This is a genomic window from Arthrobacter sp. 05T47, assembly GCF_056395825.1.
The window spans coordinates 1-3,157 of the sequence record NZ_JBFTKG010000087.1 but is presented as its reverse complement, the minus strand read 5'-3'; the positions used below and the strand labels follow the sequence as shown (position 1 = coordinate 3,157).

2 protein-coding genes are annotated in these 3,157 nt (G+C 63.5%); one reads left to right on the top strand and one right to left on the bottom strand.

Annotation, left to right across the window (positions count from 1 at the left end; all coding sequences use genetic code 11):
• Positions 1 to 172: 172 nt before the first annotated feature.
• Positions 173 to 2,389: a right-handed parallel beta-helix repeat-containing protein gene (locus AC1DEY_RS22770; RefSeq protein WP_476869980.1), complete on the top strand. Its 2,217-nt coding sequence runs from the start codon at positions 173 to 175 to the stop codon at positions 2,387 to 2,389.
• A gap of 311 nt (positions 2,390 to 2,700) precedes the next feature.
• Here AC1DEY_RS22770 and AC1DEY_RS22765 read toward each other — a convergent pair whose 3' ends face one another.
• A complete protein-coding gene (locus AC1DEY_RS22765; protein ID WP_476869979.1) occupies positions 2,701 to 3,033 on the bottom strand; it encodes a hypothetical protein in 333 nt (110 codons plus the stop codon).
• Between the last annotated feature and the right edge of the window lie 124 nt (positions 3,034 to 3,157).

The window sequence follows — 3,157 nt, the reverse complement described above, 5'->3', positions numbered from 1 at the left end:
GCCGTGGCCAAGTACGGCGCATGGCTGACCACCGAGGGCGCCGACAACGCCGAGAAGACCCGCCGCCTCTCCGCAGTCAAGGCGTGGTGCGACAAGCGGTAGAATAGGCCAACCGCTTCGATTGGCCCCGCGCGGTGCGGACAAGCTGTCGGGCTCCTGATCTCAGGTTGCCATGACCGTTTCCACCACAGCCGCATATGTGGTCTACGCCGGCGCCGGCGCGACGGGGCCCTTCGCGATCCCGTTCAAGTTCCTGGCCAACACCGACATCGTTGCGGTGAAGATCGCTGCGGACGGATCGGAAACCACCCTTACCGGCAACACCATCACGGGCGCCGGCGCGCCCACTGGAGGTTCGCTCACGACCGGTGCGCCGGTCGCCGTCGGCGAGACCCTGCGCATCTTCCGCAGCACGGGCCTGACCCAGACGGCGGCCTACACGGCGAATGGTCCGTTCCCCGCATCGACGCACGAACAGGCGCTGGATAAGGCCATGTTGGCGATCCAGGACGTGAGCCGTGACGCCGGCCGCGCGCTGCTGGCGCCGCTCGGGGAGGGCGGCCTTGAAATCCCCGCCGCGGACGAGCGCGCTGGTCTTCTGCTCGGCTTCGATGATGACGGAAAGCCCACGGTTGGCGTGGACGCCGGTGCGCTTGGGGCCCTGGCCAACCTTTCCAACGTTCCGTCCGCCTCGTTCGGCGCGAAGCTGTTCCAAGGCACGAGCCTTTACGCTTTCCGCTCCGGCGCTGATCGCGTTCGGGATTTTCCGTCCCTTCTGGAGTTCTACTCGTCCCCCTCTTCGACGGTCGCCGATGCGATGCAGGCGGCCATCAACTGGATGGAGACGAGCAAGATCCCCGTGCGCCTCCCGGCCGGCCAGATCGTTCTGAACAAGAACCTGCAGATCAAGTCGCACACGCATTTCGTCGGAGCCGGCCGTGACAGCTCGACGGTGTTTCTGCCGGCGAACATCGACATGACCGGCGCGCCGAGCTACGGCGGAGACCAGCGAGCGGTTTGGAACAATCCGAGCATCTCGAACGTGATTTTCGAGGGCTTCTCGTTCCAAGGTCCGGGGGCTGGCAACACGAAGATCGTGAACGTCGCTCTGCGCAACGTCACCAACTTCCTGGCGCGTGACTGCGGCTGGAAGGATATTGGCGACGTCACCTGGTATGCCACCGGGGTAGTCCTGTTCGAGAGCACCGGGGTGGTTTTCGACAGCTGCCTCTTCGACAACTGCAAAGGCGATGGCGGCGCGGTTAGCTCGGCCTCTCGTGATGTCCTCGTCAAGAACTGCCGCATCACGAACAATCGCGACTGGGGCTTCGCCCTGTCCATCGACGTGGACAATGCCGTGTTCGAGGGGAACTACGTCGCCAACAACCTGTCTACGGGGATCGGCGCGGACCGGTGTGAGAACGTCGCGTTCATCGGTAATCGCTGCTTCAACAACGAGCACGGCATCCGGATCGCCAAGTTCGCTATCCCTGGCGACACTCAGCGTCAGATCATCGTGCAGGGGAATATCTGCGGCGGAAACCTCCAGGGCATCACTGTCGAAGGCTCGGACGCACCCTGTGTTACAGTCATTGAAGGTAACACTGTAATCGGAACCACAAACGAGGCGATTCTCCTGGCCGATGTTCAGGGCGCAATCGTGTGCGGCAACAGCCTGTACAACAACTCGGCCGATAACATCGCCATCCGGGGGTACACGCTGCCCTGTGGCGGCCACGTCATCGACGACAACAAGATCGTCGGCGGAACCCGCGGAATTTACGAGGCTGCGTCCGGCGCGGGCAGCATTCTCCAATCGAAGATCGGACACTCAAACTCGATCGAAGGCATTGCCACCGCCAACACCTATGCCCTGACAGCTTCGGTCGACCAGCAGGGCGAGCCCCTGACCCGCTCCTTCGGCGGCTTCCGAGGGTTCGAGGCCCTGCGCGCGGTATATCAGTCCGGCGCCATCGTGAACCGTGTGGAGGTGTATGGAAGCACGACCGGCAACCCCGTGGAGATGCGGGCTGTTGGGGCTGATGCCACAACGAACTTCCGCTTCGGGGTGGCTGGGCTCGGCGGCTCCTTGATCCTGAGGACCGATATCTTCGGGACGCCTGTCGATTCAATCCGTCTGGACGCCACTGGGGTACTGGTGCGCCGCTCCGGGGGCGGGCTGGAGAAGGTGATCGGTCCGCGAGAGGTCGGATGGACCGCGTCGACTGGCATCGCCAGCAAGGGCGCCTACGCGACCTATTCGGCGGGGACCGCTTCGGCCACCTACACCCAGGCCGAGCTTCAAGCGGTCATGACGGCGCTGCAGGGGGTAAGCCAGCGGCTCAAGGCCATGGAAGACATGGCTCGCACCCACGGCCTGATCAACTAGGGACACCCGCTGTTCGGGCGGTAGTTGTCGAGAGGGACGCCGGGGTCGCTCATCTGCCCCTTGCTATCGCCGCGACCTTCAATTCGACGCCCGCGCGCTCACTCGGCGCCTTGAGCGCCGCGCTGAGTGGCCGCTCCACAGAGAGGGGGCAGGACGGCCCGCGTTCAGCGGCCTCGGCATCACCCTCTCGTGACGATTTGGCCCCTACGCCATGCCATGGTTGCGCCCCTATTCAGCGGTCTGCAATCCCCTAAATTTAGGGGGCCTGTTATCAGTGCACCGCCGATGGACGCTTTCGACCCGTTGCAGACCTATTCGGCCGCGCCCCCGAGCGCGTTTACGACGTCGACTTCGACAAAGACACGGCTGCCAATAGGCACTTCATCCTTGGTGAGCCGGGGAAATGTTGGGACGACACGCCATCGCCGGTCGAGCGGTGCTGAAGGATCGCGAATGTTGAAGTGAGACACGTGTAAGCTCAAATCCGCACGGAGTTGGCTTCCGTCGGGCCGCAGAACGCAAGCAGACACGGTGCGCCCCCGCCAAACGGTCTTCGGGACCGAGAAATCCGGCACAACGACCAGCCCCAAACCTGAAATCTGGAAGGTGTCGGCTACTTCTAGAAGTTCTGCATCTGTATCCACGGCCTGGAGACTAGGGAGTGTTGTGGCGGCTTTCCACCCTGCACGGCAGTTGACAACGTCCGCTTAGGGGAAGCGATCACTCCTCGTGCGGATAGGCCAGCCGCTCTAGGCCGTGGGGAGGATC